General features: G+C 52.7%; 13 protein-coding genes. 4 read left to right on the forward strand and 9 right to left on the reverse strand.

Features of this window, described 5'->3' with window-relative positions:
- A partial coding sequence (gene ompA / locus ACJ9N4_RS00450; RefSeq protein ID WP_411500188.1) for a porin OmpA occupies positions 1 to 1,049 on the forward strand: 1,049 nt, incomplete at its 5' end.
- 64 nt (positions 1,050 to 1,113) lie between these two features.
- Here ompA and matP read toward each other — a convergent pair.
- A complete protein-coding gene (matP, locus tag ACJ9N4_RS00455) occupies positions 1,114 to 1,566 on the reverse strand; it encodes a macrodomain Ter protein MatP (protein WP_182274419.1) in 453 nt (150 codons plus the stop codon).
- Between the two features lie 185 nt (positions 1,567 to 1,751).
- On the opposite strand from matP, the gene ACJ9N4_RS00460 reads away from it, so the two are divergent.
- Positions 1,752 to 3,512: a Lon protease family protein gene (locus tag ACJ9N4_RS00460; RefSeq protein WP_182274418.1), complete on the forward strand. Its 1,761-nt coding sequence runs from the start codon at positions 1,752 to 1,754 to the stop codon at positions 3,510 to 3,512.
- 68 nt (positions 3,513 to 3,580) lie between these two features.
- Positions 3,581 to 4,099, forward strand: coding sequence for a bifunctional 3-hydroxydecanoyl-ACP dehydratase/trans-2-decenoyl-ACP isomerase (gene fabA, locus ACJ9N4_RS00465; protein ID WP_310827363.1), 519 nt, complete (start codon positions 3,581 to 3,583; stop codon positions 4,097 to 4,099).
- 71 nt (positions 4,100 to 4,170) lie between these two features.
- Here the strand turns inward: fabA and rmf are convergent, their stop codons facing one another.
- The 6 genes from rmf to rlmKL all read right to left on the reverse strand — a co-directional run bounded on the left by rmf (position 4,171) and on the right by rlmKL (position 12,096).
- Positions 4,171 to 4,338 (reverse strand): ribosome modulation factor, encoded by a 168-nt coding sequence (gene rmf / locus ACJ9N4_RS00470; RefSeq protein WP_010429337.1) that lies wholly within the window; start codon positions 4,336 to 4,338, stop codon positions 4,171 to 4,173.
- Positions 4,339 to 4,592: 254 nt separating this feature from the next.
- A complete protein-coding gene (gene pqiC / locus ACJ9N4_RS00475; RefSeq protein WP_182274416.1) occupies positions 4,593 to 5,159 on the reverse strand; it encodes a membrane integrity-associated transporter subunit PqiC in 567 nt (188 codons plus the stop codon).
- A complete protein-coding gene (gene pqiB, locus ACJ9N4_RS00480; protein WP_182274415.1) occupies positions 5,156 to 6,796 on the reverse strand; it encodes an intermembrane transport protein PqiB in 1,641 nt (546 codons plus the stop codon). Before pqiB ends, pqiC begins: the two co-directional genes overlap by 4 nt.
- Before the next feature lie 4 nt (positions 6,797 to 6,800).
- Positions 6,801 to 8,054 carry a membrane integrity-associated transporter subunit PqiA gene (pqiA, locus tag ACJ9N4_RS00485; protein ID WP_411500189.1) on the reverse strand — a complete coding sequence of 418 codons (1,254 nt, stop codon included), beginning with the start codon at positions 8,052 to 8,054 and terminating at the stop codon, positions 6,801 to 6,803.
- Between the two features lie 13 nt (positions 8,055 to 8,067).
- Positions 8,068 to 9,975 carry an ABC transporter ATP-binding protein gene (locus tag ACJ9N4_RS00490; RefSeq protein WP_182919725.1) on the reverse strand — a complete coding sequence of 636 codons (1,908 nt, stop codon included), beginning with the start codon at positions 9,973 to 9,975 and terminating at the stop codon, positions 8,068 to 8,070.
- Positions 9,976 to 9,987: 12 nt separating this feature from the next.
- Positions 9,988 to 12,096, reverse strand: coding sequence for a bifunctional 23S rRNA (guanine(2069)-N(7))-methyltransferase RlmK/23S rRNA (guanine(2445)-N(2))-methyltransferase RlmL (gene rlmKL / locus ACJ9N4_RS00495; protein WP_182919724.1), 2,109 nt, complete (start codon positions 12,094 to 12,096; stop codon positions 9,988 to 9,990).
- Between the two features lie 98 nt (positions 12,097 to 12,194).
- Between rlmKL and ACJ9N4_RS00500 the strand changes: the two genes are divergently transcribed.
- The gene (locus ACJ9N4_RS00500; RefSeq protein WP_182919723.1) at positions 12,195 to 13,304 is read left to right on the forward strand and encodes a YcbX family protein; all 1,110 of its coding nucleotides are present in this window, start codon (positions 12,195 to 12,197) and stop codon (positions 13,302 to 13,304) included.
- On the opposite strand, the gene zapC is transcribed toward ACJ9N4_RS00500, so the two are convergent.
- Positions 13,301 to 13,843 (reverse strand): cell division protein ZapC, encoded by a 543-nt coding sequence (zapC, locus tag ACJ9N4_RS00505; RefSeq protein ID WP_182274411.1) that lies wholly within the window; start codon positions 13,841 to 13,843, stop codon positions 13,301 to 13,303. The genes ACJ9N4_RS00500 and zapC overlap by 4 nt on opposite strands.
- A gap of 166 nt (positions 13,844 to 14,009) precedes the next feature.
- Entirely contained in the window at positions 14,010 to 15,020 is a 1,011-nt protein-coding gene (gene pyrD, locus ACJ9N4_RS00510; RefSeq protein WP_182274410.1) for a quinone-dependent dihydroorotate dehydrogenase, read from the reverse strand.
- Between the last annotated feature and the right edge of the window lie 146 nt (positions 15,021 to 15,166).

Raw genomic sequence — 15,166 nt, forward strand, 5'->3', positions numbered from 1 at the left:
AGACAGCTATCGCGATTGCAGTGGCACTGGCTGGCTTCGCTACCGTAGCGCAGGCCGCTCCGAAAGATAATACCTGGTATGCAGGTGGTAAACTGGGCTGGTCTCAGTTCCATGATACTGGCTGGTACAACAGCAAACTGAACAACGATGGCCCGACTCACGAGAGCCAGCTTGGTGCAGGTGCGTTCGGTGGCTATCAGGTTAACCCGTATGTTGGTTTTGAAATGGGTTACGACTGGTTAGGTCGTATGCCATACAAAGGCGACACCGTAAACGGCGCTTTCAAAGCACAGGGCGTACAGCTGACCGCTAAACTGGGTTACCCAGTAACTGACGATCTGGACGTGTACACCCGTCTGGGCGGCATGGTATGGCGCGCTGACTCCAGCAACAGCGAAATCGGCAGCGATCACGACACGGGTGTTTCCCCAGTATTCGCTGGTGGTGTTGAGTGGGCTGTTACCCGTGACATCGCTACCCGTCTGGAATACCAGTGGGTTAACAACATCGGCGACGCTAACACCGTTGGTGTTCGTCCTGACAACGGCATGCTGAGCGTAGGTGTTTCCTACCGTTTCGGCCAGCAGGAAGAAGCAGCACCAGTTGTTGCTCCAGCGCCGGCTCCAGCTCCAGAAGTACAGACCAAGCACTTCACTCTGAAGTCTGACGTTCTGTTCAACTTCAACAAAGCGACCCTGAAACCAGAAGGTCAGCAGGCACTGAATCAGCTGTACTCCCAGCTGAGCAACTTGGATCCTAAAGACGGTTCTGTAGTGGTTCTGGGCTTCACCGACCGTATCGGTTCTGACGCTTACAACCAGAAACTGTCTGAGAAACGTGCTCAGTCTGTTGTTGATTACCTGATCTCTAAAGGTATCCCAGCTAACAAGATCTCCCCACGTGGTATGGGCGAATCTCACCCAGTTACTGGCAACACCTGTGACAACGTGAAAGCTCGCGCTGCACTGATCGACTGCCTGGCTCCAGATCGTCGCGTAGAGATCGAAGTTAAAGGCATCAAAGACGTTGTAGCTCAGCCAGCGGCATAAGTTATCGTCTTATAAAAAAACCCCGCAATGCGGGGTTTTTTATTGCCAGAAGAAACGCAAAAAGTTACTTTTTGCCGAGCAGAGCCTGAAGATCACTCTTCAGCGTCGACATTTGGCTGGCATACTTCTCTTTATGCTCTGCATCTTCAATTAGCTGTACTACCGTTTCCGACAATGTTTTTCCACGCCTTTGTGCAAGCCCCGCCAGGCGCTGCCAGACAATGAATTCCAGGTCGATTGATTTTTTGCGGGTGTGCTGGTGCTCAGCATTGAAATGCCGTTTTCGACGCGCACGGATAGTTTGCTTCATCCGGTTTAACAGTGCCGGATTGATGTGTTTCGCTATCCAGCCGTTCACCTGTACCGGTTCATTTTCGAGGGTCAGCAAAATATCCACGGCGTCTTGCGCTGCGCTGGCTTCGATGTAGCAGGTGATCAGCTCCCCTTCACGGTGCTTTTTGACCAGGTACTTCCATTTCCAGCCGCTTTCGAGATTTTCCAGTTGTTGATATTTCATTGCGATCTCAGTGTTACCACGTAACTCTGTTCAGAATATCAGTTTTTTAGCAATCTGCTGAAAAGAAATCATATCCTGTGAATGAATGCCGCGGATCCACCTTTCGAAAAAGCCAATCCTGCTTGGGTAGTTCCACCCGCTACGGTATACTCCACGGTTTTACATCTGACTAAAAAACATCAACTTTGACCATTACGAAACTTGCATGGCGTGACCTTGTTCCGGATACCGAGAGTTATCAGGAGCTGTTTGCACAGCCAGATCTCGCAAAAGAGCACGAATTCATACTTAGCGATACGCAACCGCGTTTGCATTATGCGCTGGAGCAGGTGTTAAGCCCGTGGGCAACGTCTCCCTTCATGCTGCTCAAAGCCCCGGAAGAAGCGGAATATTTGACGCTTCTGGGGGATGCCATGCGTCAGTTGCGGCCGGAAACACACTCTGCCTTTGGCGGCCAATATCACATCTCGGGGCATGATATCGCTTTCGAACCGGCAAAACAGGCCGATGGCCGTTTTGCTGTTGAGGGTGAAGTGGTTACCGCCAACTGGGTCGAAGCTGAGCAACTTTTTGGTTGCCTTCGCCAGTTTAACGGTGAGTTATCGCTGCAACCGGGGCTGGTACACCGCGCAAATGGTGGCGTATTAATCATTTCCCTGCGCACCCTGCTTTCCCAGCCGTTATTGTGGATGCGTCTGAAAACCATCGTTAACCAGCAGCGTTTTGACTGGGTTGGCTATGATGAGTCTCGTCCTCTGCCGGTTTCCATTCCGTCCATGCCGCTGTCGCTTACCGTCGTGCTGACGGGCGATCGTGAGTCTCTGGCTGATTTCCAGGAGATGGAGCCAGAACTGGCTGAGCAGGCGGTTTACAGCGAGTATGAAGACAACATCCAGATAGCTGACGCTGATGATATGGCGCAGTGGTGCCAGTGGGTAATGGCCGTTGCAGAACGTTTTGCATTGCCAACCCCTGCAGCTGATGCCTGGCCGGGTTTAATCCGTGAAGCGGTTCGCTATACCGGTGACCAGGAGACACTGCCACTCTGCCCACTCTGGATCGGCAAACAGCTACGTGAAGTGGGGGTTATTAGTGGTGAAGGGTCATTCACCGGGGAACAGCTCACTCAGATGCTTGCCCAGCGCGAGTGGCGCGAAGGTTATCTTGCTGACCGCATGCAGGATGAAATTCTGCTGGAGCAAATTCTGGTAGAGACCGAAGGCGAACGCATCGGGCAGATCAACGCCCTGTCGGTGATTGAGTTTCCGGGACACCCGCGCGCGTTCGGTGAACCTTCCCGTATCAGCTGCGTTGTGCATATCGGTGACGGTGAGTTCACTGACATCGAGCGTAAAGCCGAGCTGGGTGGAAACATTCACGCCAAAGGCATGATGATCATGCAGGCGTTCCTGATGTCAGAGCTTCAGCTTGAGCAGCAAATCCCCTTCTCCGCCTCGCTGACGTTTGAACAGTCTTACAGTGAGGTTGACGGTGATAGCGCCTCTATGGCAGAGCTGTGCGCCTTAATCAGCGCTCTGGCGGAAGTGCCGATCAACCAGAACATCGCGATTACCGGCTCAGTCGATCAGTTTGGCCGTGCTCAGCCTGTTGGTGGCCTGAACGAGAAAATTGAAGGTTTCTTCTCTATTTGCCAGCAGCGCGGACTAAACGGTAAGCAAGGTGTCATTATTCCGGCCCCAAACGCGCGCCATTTAAGCCTCAGCCAGGCGCTTCTGGATGCGGTAGAACAGGAACAATTCACCCTCTGGGCCATTGAAGGTATTGAGGATGCACTACCCTTACTGACAAACCTGGTATGGGATGGCGAAGGGCAAACTACCCTGATGCAGACTATCCAGGAGCGCATTGCGCAGGCAACACAGCAGGATGCTCGTCACCGTTATCCGTGGCCGTTACGCTGGTTGAGTTGGTTTAGTCCGAACTGATCGGACTTGTTCAGCGTACACGTGTTAGCTATCCTGCGTCCTTCACTAAAATAAGGCTTACTGAGAACATGGTAGATAAACGCGAATCCTATACAAAAGAAGACCTTCTTGCCTCTGGTCGCGGTGAACTGTTTGGCGCGAAAGGCCCACAGTTACCGGCCCCGAACATGCTGATGATGGATCGTGTCGTGAAAATGACCGAAACCGGCGGCAACTTCGATAAGGGTTACGTAGAAGCAGAACTCGATATCAACCCGGACCTGTGGTTCTTCGGTTGCCACTTTATTGGCGATCCGGTAATGCCTGGCTGCCTGGGCCTCGATGCCATGTGGCAGCTGGTTGGTTTCTACCTGGGCTGGCTCGGTGGTGAAGGCAAAGGCCGCGCACTGGGCGTAGGCGAAGTGAAATTCACGGGTCAGGTTCTGCCTTCTGCGAAGAAAGTCACCTACCGTATCCACTTCAAGCGCGTTGTTAACCGTCGTCTGATTATGGGCCTGGCGGATGGTGAAGTGCTGGTAGACGGTCGTCTGATTTACACTGCGAACGACCTGAAAGTGGGTCTGTTCCAGGACACCTCTGCTTTCTGATTAGCGCGTTAGCCGCTTCAGAAAGGCGAAACCTCCGCACTGCGGAGGTTTCTTTTTTTAAAGAGACGCTATCAAGCAAGTACTGCCCTGTCTCCGATGGCTTCTCGCCAGCCCCCTAACCATTGAGACCTTTGATTCAAAGTCTGATAGGGACACATTTCTTTAGAACGTCCGGCGATGCCAGCCTGATAACCACGTTGATGAGCCCTTTCCAGGCGATCTCGTTTCTGTCTCTTCATGCCTCGTTTCCCTCATTCTTTTGTCTGGTGGAAAGAAAACAGTGATTGCAAAGTGTGCAACCACAGATAACGAATACCCTGAATCCGCCCCAGCGTCAATGTTGAAAATTCATACTGGTGTCATATTTGTGAGCTATACGGAAGATCATTTGTACAAAAAATGTGACATGGCACAAGTAACAATCTGAAGGCAAAACGAAAAAAAAGCCGCAATCAGAGAAACCCTGACAGCGGCTTTTGTCGATGAATTTTACTTATGGAAGCCGGGAAATTTCTCGGGCAATGCTGGTCGACTCTTGCGCCCAGCCCTGTGCCAGAACCTTGACCATTTCATCGTAACCATCTTTTTGCTGCTTCATTTCAAGATGGAAAGGACGTTTAATCAGCTGTCCCTGATGGTTCAGCAGCCACTCACCGCTGACCACAACGTTGCCGTCATAGCGACCGTGGAAGCCGGTCACGGTCACATTCAGCGTATCCTGGTCAGTACCGAGCGGCTGTGAAGCAACCACCCAGCCAGGCAGCTGGCTACCCAGATTCGCCACCAGCGTATTACGTAGCTGTTGATCCAGCGGGCTTGCCCACAGGTTATTAGAGGCAATGACATACTGTACATCGCTGGTCTGGTAGACCACACCGTTACCCGCCAGATAATCCGGTACCGCAACCTGTTCAACCCACAGCAGACGGTTTCCCTGGCTGGCCGTGCTTTGCCCCCCGTTCTGCGTAGCAAGAGGCAACTGATAGTAGCTCTTGTTCTCTACACCCGAACTGCACGCCGTCAAAAGCAGAGCGCCAACAATCAATAGCCACTTATTCATTCTTTTGCCCTCTTCGGCTCAGGATCCTTTTTATCTTTCGCTTCAAACACCAGCGCGTTGCTCTTCTCGTTAAGCGTTTTCAGAACGGGCTGCAGTTCACGCAAGACCTGATCAAGACGTTGCATATCTGCCACCATCTTGTTGTATGCCGCCGAACCCGGCTGGAAGCCCTGCATACTGCGGTTAAGTTCACGCAGCGTTTTCTGCATATCCTGCGGCAGCTGCTGCATGGACTGGCTTGCAGTGATCTTGTTGATGTTATCCAGCGTGGTTTGCAGACGGCGCATCGTCGCCTGACTTTCGCTCAGTGAGTTTGTTGCCGCTTCAATCATCGGATTCAATGGCAGATTGTTAATCTTATCCAGTGTTTCCATCAGACGCTGCTGTATCTGCGCCAGACCGCTGCTGACCGTTGGAATGATCTTGTAACCACCAAATTCGCGGATACCCGTCATCGCAGGTGCTTTAGGATAGAAGTCCATATCCACATACAGCGCACCGGTCACCAGGTTGCCAGTCTTCAGCGACCCGCGCAGACCACGTTCCATCAGTTGGGAGATATGCGTACCAATATCCTGATTTTCACCAATCTGATTAACCAGACGCTCAGGCTCAATGCGAATCAGAACCGGAATGCGGTAATCATCATCCAGCATCTGCTGAAGTCCCGGTACGAAGAAGGGGACTTGTCCCACCGTACCCAGACGAATTCCGCGGAACTCAACCGGTGCACCAGGTTGCAGACCACGTACGGAATCTTTGAAGAACATCAGGAAATCAACGTGATCGGTGTATAGCGCATCCTGAATGCTTTTTTGATCGTCAAAGAGTCGGAAGGCCGTATTCTCAGCAACCGGCTGCCCCAGCTCCAGGCCTTCGGGTACGTCAAAACTCACCCCACCACCAAACAGCGTTGTCAGCGACCCCATTTCAACACGCATGCCAGCGGAGGTGAGATCCACTGCGATACCGCTGTCTTTCCAGAAACGAACATTGCTGGTGACCAGCCGATCGTTGGGTGCGTTGATGAACAGCTGATAGCTGATAGCTCTTTTCTGCGGGTCAAAGGTACTTTTCTCAACCGAACCGACGCGATAACCGCGGAACAGCACCGGATCACCCGCCGTTAACTGGCCCGCTTTTTTGCTGTCGAGGATCACGCGGATACCTTTCGCATCAGGCGGTGCAAGTGGTGGAGAATCAAGAAGCTGGTATTTCCCCGGCGCGTTCCCTTTAGAGCCCGGCTGCAGTTCAATATAGGCACCAGACAACAGCGTACCTAAGCCGCTGATCCCTTCTCGCCCGACCTGCGGCTTAACCACCCAGAAAACCGAATCACTGTGCAGGAGTTTTTCCATACCCGCATTCAACCGCGCCTTAATTTCAACATGCGTTAAATCGTCGGTCAGGATTGCGCTTTCAACGACACCCACATCCACACTACGGCTCTTGATGGTCGTTTTACCGCCCTCAATCCCCTCAGCATTGGTGGTAATAAGCGTCACTTCCGGTCCCTGATGGCTGTAATGATAAAACAGGATCCATGCACCGATCAGCGCAGTCACGATGGGGAAAATCCACACCGGTGACCAGTTCTTGACCTTCTGCACTTTCGCCTCTCCACTCTTATTTTCCATGCTCTTACTCTTCCTCATGGCTTGATTCAGGCTCACGATCCCACGATAAACGAGGGTCGAAGGTCATGGCCGCAAACATGGTCATAATCACGACCAGTGCAAACATTGATGCCCCCATCGCCGGATAAATACTCATCAATCCGCCCATCCGCACCAGTGCAGAGAGAACGGCAATAACAAACACGTCAATCATTGACCAGCGTCCGACAAACTCGACCACTTCATAGATCAGGTGCATTCGTTCGCTGTCGCGTTTTCCGTGCCCTTTTGCATCCCAGCAGAGCCACGCAATCGCGATCATTTTCAAGGTTGGCACCATAATACTGGCGATGAAGATAACGCCGGCGACAGGATAAGACCCTTCCCCCCACAGCAATATCACCCCGGCCAGGATCGTCGAGGGCATTTTGTCGCCGAGCAAATCAGTTATCATAATCGGCAAAATATTGGCGGGCAGATAAAGCATAATGGACGTCACCAGCAGCGCCATTGTCCACTGCAGGCTATTTTTACGGCGCACATGACCTTTCGTTTCGCAGCGCGGACACACGTCCAGATCTGCCGGCAGCACAGCGGTGCAGCACGGGCAAGAACGAAGCCCCTGACGGATACCTGGCACACCCACTTTCACCGTCTGCGCCAGCGTGGGAGCTGGTGCAATATCGTCCCACGCCCAGCGCCGGTCAACGCACTGGAAAGCGCGTAACTGCAGTACGCAGTACAGGCACCAGGGAATAAAGCTACTGCCAATCCCAACGTCACCGTAAGCCATCAGCTTCACGAAGCTGACCAGAATACCGGCCAGAAAAATCTCGGCCATCCCCCAGCTTTTTAACTGGAACAGGATCCGTGCAAGTTTAATCTTAAGGGAAGATGGCATCCGGACACGGTTGACCAGAAGCAGGATCACCACCAGACAAAATGCCGGGACAATCTGTACGAAGAGCAGGAAAAAGGTGCCAAGACTGGCGTAATCTTCTGAGAACATCACGCCCGGGATTTCGAGTAAATCCACCTGGCTGGTGATCCCTCCCACCTTCATATAAATGAAGGGGAAGAGATTGGAGAGCAACAGCATAAACAATGCTGCCAGAGCATAAGCAGTGGGACGCTGCCGTGGCGCGTCCCACTCGGTTGTCAACGTTGCGCTGCAGCGTGGACACAGTGCTTTATGTCCGTGACCAAGCTCTGGCAACGCCACGAGCATATCGCATTGCGAGCATAATATATGCCTGTCGGCGTGGTGCTGGTCACACATATTTTATCCCTGGTTATGCGCCGTTTTTCAGAGACTCAAGGTACTCCCAGCGCTCAAATGCTTCTTCCAGCGCCTGCTCGGCCTGGGAGAGTTCAGCCAATACTTTCTGAGTATAGTCGTGTGGCTGCGTAAAGAATGACGCATCTGCGACCTGGGTTTGCAACGCTTCAACGGAGGCTTCCAGCTCTTCAAGGCGTTGTGGCAACCCTTCCAGTTCGCGCTGCAGGTTATAGCTCATTTTAGCAGGAGATTTTTTAACAGTTTCTGCTTTTGCGGCAGCAGGTTCAGGTACATTTCTGGATTTTGCCTGTTTTTGCGCCAGAGATTGCGACTGCTGCCCTTTTGCATCGTGATAACCGCCTACATACTGTCCAATTCGGCCTTCACCTTCGAAGATCCAGCATTCGGTCACGGTGTTATCAACAAACTGACGATCGTGGCTAACCAACATCACGGTTCCCTGATAGCCGTCAATCAGTTCTTCCAGTAATTCCAGCGTTTCGACATCCAGGTCGTTCGTCGGTTCATCGAGGATCAACAGGTTGCTTGGCTTCAGGAACAGACGCGCCAACAGAAGACGATTTCGCTCACCGCCGGACAGCGCACGCACAGGTGTCATCGCGCGTTTAGGGTGGAACAGGAAATCCTGCAGGTAACCCAGCACGTGGCGCGGCTTACCGTTAACCATGACCTCTTGCTTACCTTCGGCCAGGTTATCCATCACCGTTCTGTCCGGATCCAGTTCTGCACGGTGCTGGTCGAAATAGGCCACTTCAAGCTTCGTACCGCAGTGAATTCGGCCACTGTCGGCCTGCAGTTGCCCCAGCATCAGCTTCAGAAGCGTGGTTTTACCGCAACCGTTCGGACCGATAAGGGCAATTTTGTCCCCACGCTGTACCTGGGCGGAGAAGTCTTTCACCAGCACCTTGCCGTCAACCTGATAATTGACGTTTTCCATTTCAAAGACAATCTTACCGGAACGGGATGCCTCTTCGACCTGCATTTTGGCACTGCCCATCACTTCGCGACGCTCGCTGCGTTCACGACGCATGGCTTTCAGGGCGCGAACGCGACCTTCGTTACGGGTACGGCGGGCTTTGATACCCTGACGGATCCACACCTCTTCCTGCGCCAGCTTGCGGTCAAACTCCGCATTTTGCAGCTCTTCAACACGCAGGTTTTCTTCTTTTTCCAGCAGGTAGGTGTCGTAATCGCCCGGATAGGTGACCAGCTTGCCGCGATCGAGATCGACAATGCGCGTCGCCATATTGCGAATAAACGAACGGTCGTGCGAGATAAAGATGATGGTGCCGCTGAAGGTTTTCAGGAAGCTTTCCAGCCAGTCAATCGCTTCAATATCCAGGTGGTTCGTGGGTTCGTCCAGCAGCAGCACTTTCGGCCCGCTGACCAACGCACGCCCCAGCGCCGCTTTACGCAGCCAGCCGCCTGACAGCGACGACAGCTCCATATCCGCTTCAAGACCAAGCTGTGCCAGTACCTCGTTAATGCGGTTTTCCAGCTGCCACAAGCCGTGGTGATCCAGCATCTCCTGGACTTTCGCCAGTTCGTTGAGGTTCTTGTCGCTTGGATCGGTCATCACCAGATGTGAAATCTCGTGATAACGCTTCAGGTATTCAGCCTGTTCAGAAATACCTTCGGCCACGAAATCGTAAACGCTGCCAGTCACATGACGCGGTGGATCCTGTTGCAGGCGGGAAACAATAAGATCCTGCTCGTAAACAATACGTCCGTCATCCAGACCCTGTTCGCGATTAAGAATTTTCATCAGCGTGGATTTGCCTGCGCCATTACGACCGACCAGACAGACACGCTCGTTATCTTCGATATGCAGTTCCGCATTATCAAGAAGCGGTGAATCGCTGAAAGAGAGCCATGCACCGTGCATACTAATTAAAGACATTTATTTTTCCTTTCAGGCCGCGGTAATCAACCAGCAGTTATGGATCTGACGGTTACGGGCGAAGTCCTGAGACAGCGTTTTTTGGCTGATTTCTTGTGCTTTCAGTCCCAGCGCCGCCAGGCCGTCGTGATCCATACGGAAGCCGCGTTTGTTGTTCGAGAACATAATAGTGCCGCCTTTACGCAGCAGGCGTTTCAGGTCTGTCATCAGGCGCAGGTGATCGCGTTGAACGTCAAAGCTATCTTCCATGCGCTTGGAGTTAGAGAACGTTGGCGGATCGATGAAGATCAGGTCGAACTGTTCATCAGTATCACGCAACCAGCCCAGCACGTCGGCCTGCATCAGACGATGCTGACGGCCAGTCAGGCCATTAAGGCGCAGGTTACGCTCTGCCCACTCCAGATAGGTACGGGACATATCCACCGTGGTGGTGCTGCGTGCGCCGCCCAGTCCTGCATGCACGCTGGCGCTGCCGGTATAAGAGAACAGGTTCAGGAAGTCTTTGCCTTTGCTCATCTGGCCCAACATACGACGGGCGATACGGTGGTCAAGGAACAGGCCGGTATCAAGATAATCGGTCAGGTTCACCCACAGGCGCGCGTTATATTCGCCCACTTCGATGAAATCGCCCTTTTCGCCCATCTTCTGGTACTGGTTTTTCCCTTTCTGACGCTCACGGGTTTTCAGCACCAGTTTGTTCGGCGCGATACTCAGCACAGCGATGGTTGCGGCAATCACGTCCAGCATACGCTGACGCGCTTTTTGCGCATCGATAGTTTTTGGCGGCGCATACTCCTGCACCACAACCCAATCGCCGTAACGATCAACCGCCACGTTGTACTCCGGCAGATCGGCGTCATACAGGCGATAGCATTCAATACCTTCCTGCTTCGCCCATTTTTCAAATTTCTTCAGATTCTTGCGCAGGCGGTTGGCGTAATCTTCCGCCACGCCAGATGGTTTACTGTCTGCCGCTTTTTCTGCCAGATGGTAGTTCTTCTGCACACATTCCAGCGGGCCGTTTTTCGCTTTAAACTGGCGATCGGCACGCAATTGCAGGCAGCTCAACAGCTCTGGCGAGGCGCTGAACAGGGACAGATTCCAGCCGCCAAAATAGTCTTTCATATTTCGGCCCAGCAGGCTGTGCAGGGCAATCAGCGCCGGTTCGCTATCGAGACGCTCGCCGTACGGCGGGTTGCTGATAACCGTACCGTAAGGCCCTTTTGGCAGCGGATTGGTTAAGTTCGCGACGTCTTTCACTTCAAAGGTAACAAGCTCACCAATCCCGGCACGGCGGGCGTTGCTGCGCGCACGTTCAATAACGCGAGGGTCGCTGTCAGAGCCGTAGAAATGGGAGGTGTACTCCGCCAGGCCTTTACGCGCGCGGGTCTGTGCTTCGGCTTTGACCTCTTGCCAGATAGCTTCATCGTGCTGTGCCCAGCCACCAAAGCCCCAGTGGCCACGGTGTAACCCCGGCGCACGATCGGTTGCCAGCATCGCCGCTTCAATCAGCAGCGTACCGGAACCACACATCGGGTCGAGCAACGGCGTACCCGGCTGCCAGCCGGAGCGCATCACAATGGCGGCGGCCAGGGTTTCTTTGATAGGTGCCATACCGGTGCGATCGCGGTAGCCACGCAGGTGCAAGCCTGCCCCGCTCAGATCCAGGGAAATACTGGCAGTATCACCGTTAAGCCACACGTTAATACGCAGATCCGGGTTTTCGCGATCGACGTTCGGACGTTCCTTATTTTTACGCGTGAAGCAGTCAACGATGGCATCTTTCACGCGCAGCGCACCGTACTGGCTGTTGCGGATCTCATCGTTCACGCCGTTGAAATGCACGGCAAAGGTGGCATTCGGGGTGAAGATCTCTGTCCAGTCGATCATCTGTACGCCGGTGTAGAGGTCAAGATCGCTATAGACCTTGCACTCTTTCATCGGCAGCATGATGCGCGACGCCAGACGGCTCCACATCAGGCTCTGGTAAATAAGCCGCGTGTCGCCCTCAAAATGGACACCACCCTGAACCACCTGGCACTCTTGCGCACCCAGGGTTTCCAGTTCAGTTTTTAACAGCTCTTCCAGCCCACGGGCCGTACTGGCAAACAGAGAATTCATATCGTCACTTTTACTCTAAGAAAATTGTCGCGCATTATAGCTAATATGGCGTGTATGTCATAAAGTTGAAGGCTTATTTTCATTCGAGGGACTGTGCAGTGGCGACGTTATCCAGGCTTTTTATCCATCCAGTGAAATCCATGCGCGGTATCGGCGTATCTCACGCGCTGGCCGACATGAGCGGATTTGCCTTCGATCGTATTTTTATGGTCACCGAGCCTGACGGCACGTTCATTACGGCGCGCCAGTTCCCACAAATGGTGCGTTTTACCCCTTCCCCACTGCATGACGGTTTGCACCTGACCGCGCCGGATGGTGAAAGTGTGGTGATTCGCTTTGCTGATTTTGCACCTGTCGATGCGCCAACGGAAGTGTGGGGTAACCATTTCACCGCGCGTATCGCACCTGATGAGATTAACCGTTGGCTAAGCGGGTTTTTCTCCCGTGAAGTCCAGCTACGCTGGGTGGGTCCGGAGCTGACACGGCGCGTGAAGCGCCACGATGCGGTCCCGCTCTCATTCGCTGATGGCTTCCCTTTCCTGCTGACCAACGAAGCCTCGCTGCGTGATTTGCAAAGCCGCTGCAACGCCAGTGTCCAGATGGAGCAGTTTCGACCAAACCTGGTGGTGACCGGTACGGAAGCCTGGGAGGAAGACACCTGGAAAGTGATCCGCATCGGCAGCGTGATTTTTGACGTCGTGAAGCCCTGCAGTCGCTGCATTTTTACAACGGTAAGCCCGGAGAAAGGCCAAAAGCACCCTTCCGGTGAACCGCTGAAAACCCTGCAGTCATTCCGTACCGCGCAGGATAATGGCGATGTGGATTTCGGCCAGAACCTCATCCCGCGTTCAAGCGGCGTGATCCGCGTGGGTGATGAAGTGGAAATTCTCGCCCGTGGGTCCGCCAGGGTTTACGGCTCAGGCAATGAAGAAGAATCAACCGACGTTGAAAGCGAAGCCGAGTCTGTGGTGGATATTCACTGGCAGGGTAATGTCATCCGTGGCAACAATCAGCAAGTGTTACTTGAACAACTGGAGCAAGCGGGGATCCGCGTACCTTACTCCTGTCGGGCAGGTATCTGCGGGTGCTGTCGGATCAAACTGGTCGAGGGCGAGGTCAGTGCGCTGAAAAAATCAGCCATTGGCGATGACGGTACCATTTTATGTTGCAGCTGTATCCCGAGAACGTCAGTGCAGCTGGAAGCTTAAACAGCCTGTTCGAGGCTGAACGAATCCACATGAAGCTGCGGCTTCAGTCTGTCGTTCATCACCTTAATCGCATCACCAAGCTGCATCATTCGCCCGGCAATGGTTACGCCGGGCTGTGCCAGCAAACAGAGGGCGGCATTTTCGCCAGGCTCAACCACCAGCAGGTTAACCTCTTCTGCAGTATCACTCAGGCTCACACTGGCCGCATCGCCTGTTGCTGGCGTCCAGCTCATGCCATGTGCCAGAAAATGCCAGCTTTTCGGCATTTGCGGTTTCAGGAAACGGATCGCTACCAGCGCATTTAATACCAGCTCAGCGCGCTGTTCTTTGGACAGCACCAGATCCCGGCATTTTTCTTCAAACGAGAAATAAAGTGCAGCATCGTCAACGCAAAAGCCTGACGGTGAGAAAGCGTCCGGAGTTAACATTCGGCGTGCAAAACGAGAACGAAACAACATGCCATTGGCTAAATCGAGCATCATTCGATCATGCTCGTCGCAAAAATACCAGCGCCAGTTATCGTCAGGTTTAATTCGCATGTGTCTCTCCCGTCCCCAAACACCCTGTTCTAAAAATGTCCTGATTGTTGCTTCATTTATAGCGTCATTTAATAAAAGACCATAATGTCTAAATAAGCAACAATGACGGAATATAAAACAACCAGGGCTGGAAATAAAGCCCTGGTTGTCTGATTAGGAGAAAAGATTAGATGTAAGTAACGATTTCTTTAATCAGAGGCGGCCCTTTAAAAATAAAGCCGGAATAGATTTGCACCAGTGACGCACCAGCCGCCATCTTCTCACGGGCAGCAATCACGGAGTCGATCCCCCCCACACCAATAATCGGCAGACGACCTTTTAATTCGGCGGACAAGGCACGAATAATTTCTGTGCTTTTTAATTGTACCGGACGACCACTTAACCCACCCGCTTCGTCGCAGTTTTTCATTCCCTGAACGAGAGAACGATCGAGTGTCGTATTGGTCGCAATCACACCGTCGATATTATGGCGGACTAAACTATCAGCAACCTGGATCAATTCTTCAGCAGAAAGATCCGGGGCGATCTTAACCGCGACCGGAACATATTTATGGTGGATCGCCTGCAGCTCATTTTGTTTATTTTTTATGGCGGTCAAGAGATCGTCCAGCGCTTCGCCATATTGCAAAGTGCGCAGGCCCGGAGTATTCGGTGATGAAATATTCACCGCAATATAACCAGCATAGGCATAGACTTTTTCCATACAAATCAGGTAGTCATCTTTACCATGCTCAACCGGCGTGTCTTTATTTTTACCAATATTGATGCCTAATACGCCATCAAAATGGGATCTTTTGACGTTCTCAACCAGGTGATCAACGCCGAGGTTATTAAAGCCCATGCGGTTGATCAGCCCCTCTGCTTCAACCAGACGGAACAGACGCGGCTTGTCATTACCCGGTTGCGGGCGTGGGGTGACAGTACCGATTTCAATGGAGCCGAACCCCATTGCACCCAGAGCATCAATACACTCGCCATTTTTGTCCAGACCAGCCGCCAGACCCAGCGGATTCTTAAAGGTCAGGCCCATGCATTGCACAGGTTTTTCCGGCACGCGTTGACGCACCAGTGCAACCAGTGGTGTACCGGTAATACGGCGTAATTGCTGGAATGTAAATTCATGAGCGCGCTCAGGATCGAGCTGGAAAAGGGCTTTACGAACGAAGGGGTAGTACATGAACTCTCCTGGATTCCCGGTGTGCAAACCGGGAGGGGATTATGTGCGATCCTGCCCGGAAAGGGAATTGACCTGCGGCAAAAAATCAACGGAAAACGCAATCGTTTACCTCTACGTACACTTCTTATGCAATTTTCTGCATTTAA

The organism is Enterobacter sp. LM3 (assembly GCF_046622475.1).
GTDB classification, from domain to species: Bacteria; Pseudomonadota; Gammaproteobacteria; order Enterobacterales; family Enterobacteriaceae; genus Enterobacter; species Enterobacter cloacae_P.

Excerpts from the sequence above, each read along its gene's own strand:
- pqiC (WP_182274416.1), bottom strand. The coding sequence starts at position 5,159 with ATGAATAAGTGGCTATTGATTGTTGGCGCTCTGCTTTTGACGGCGTGC.
- zapC (WP_182274411.1), bottom strand. The coding sequence starts at position 13,843 with ATGCGAATTAAACCTGACGATAACTGGCGCTGGTATTTTTGCGACGAG.
- pqiA (WP_411500189.1), bottom strand. The coding sequence starts at position 8,054 with ATGTGTGACCAGCACCACGCCGACAGGCATATATTATGCTCGCAATGC.
- fabA (WP_310827363.1), top strand. The coding sequence starts at position 3,581 with ATGGTAGATAAACGCGAATCCTATACAAAAGAAGACCTTCTTGCCTCT.
- rlmKL (WP_182919724.1), bottom strand. The coding sequence starts at position 12,096 with ATGAATTCTCTGTTTGCCAGTACGGCCCGTGGGCTGGAAGAGCTGTTA.
- pqiB (WP_182274415.1), bottom strand. The coding sequence starts at position 6,796 with ATGGAAAATAAGAGTGGAGAGGCGAAAGTGCAGAAGGTCAAGAACTGG.
- ACJ9N4_RS00490 (WP_182919725.1), bottom strand. The coding sequence starts at position 9,975 with ATGTCTTTAATTAGTATGCACGGTGCATGGCTCTCTTTCAGCGATTCA.
- rmf (WP_010429337.1), bottom strand. The coding sequence starts at position 4,338 with ATGAAGAGACAGAAACGAGATCGCCTGGAAAGGGCTCATCAACGTGGT.
- pyrD (WP_182274410.1), bottom strand. The coding sequence starts at position 15,020 with ATGTACTACCCCTTCGTTCGTAAAGCCCTTTTCCAGCTCGATCCTGAG.
- matP (WP_182274419.1), bottom strand. The coding sequence starts at position 1,566 with ATGAAATATCAACAACTGGAAAATCTCGAAAGCGGCTGGAAATGGAAG.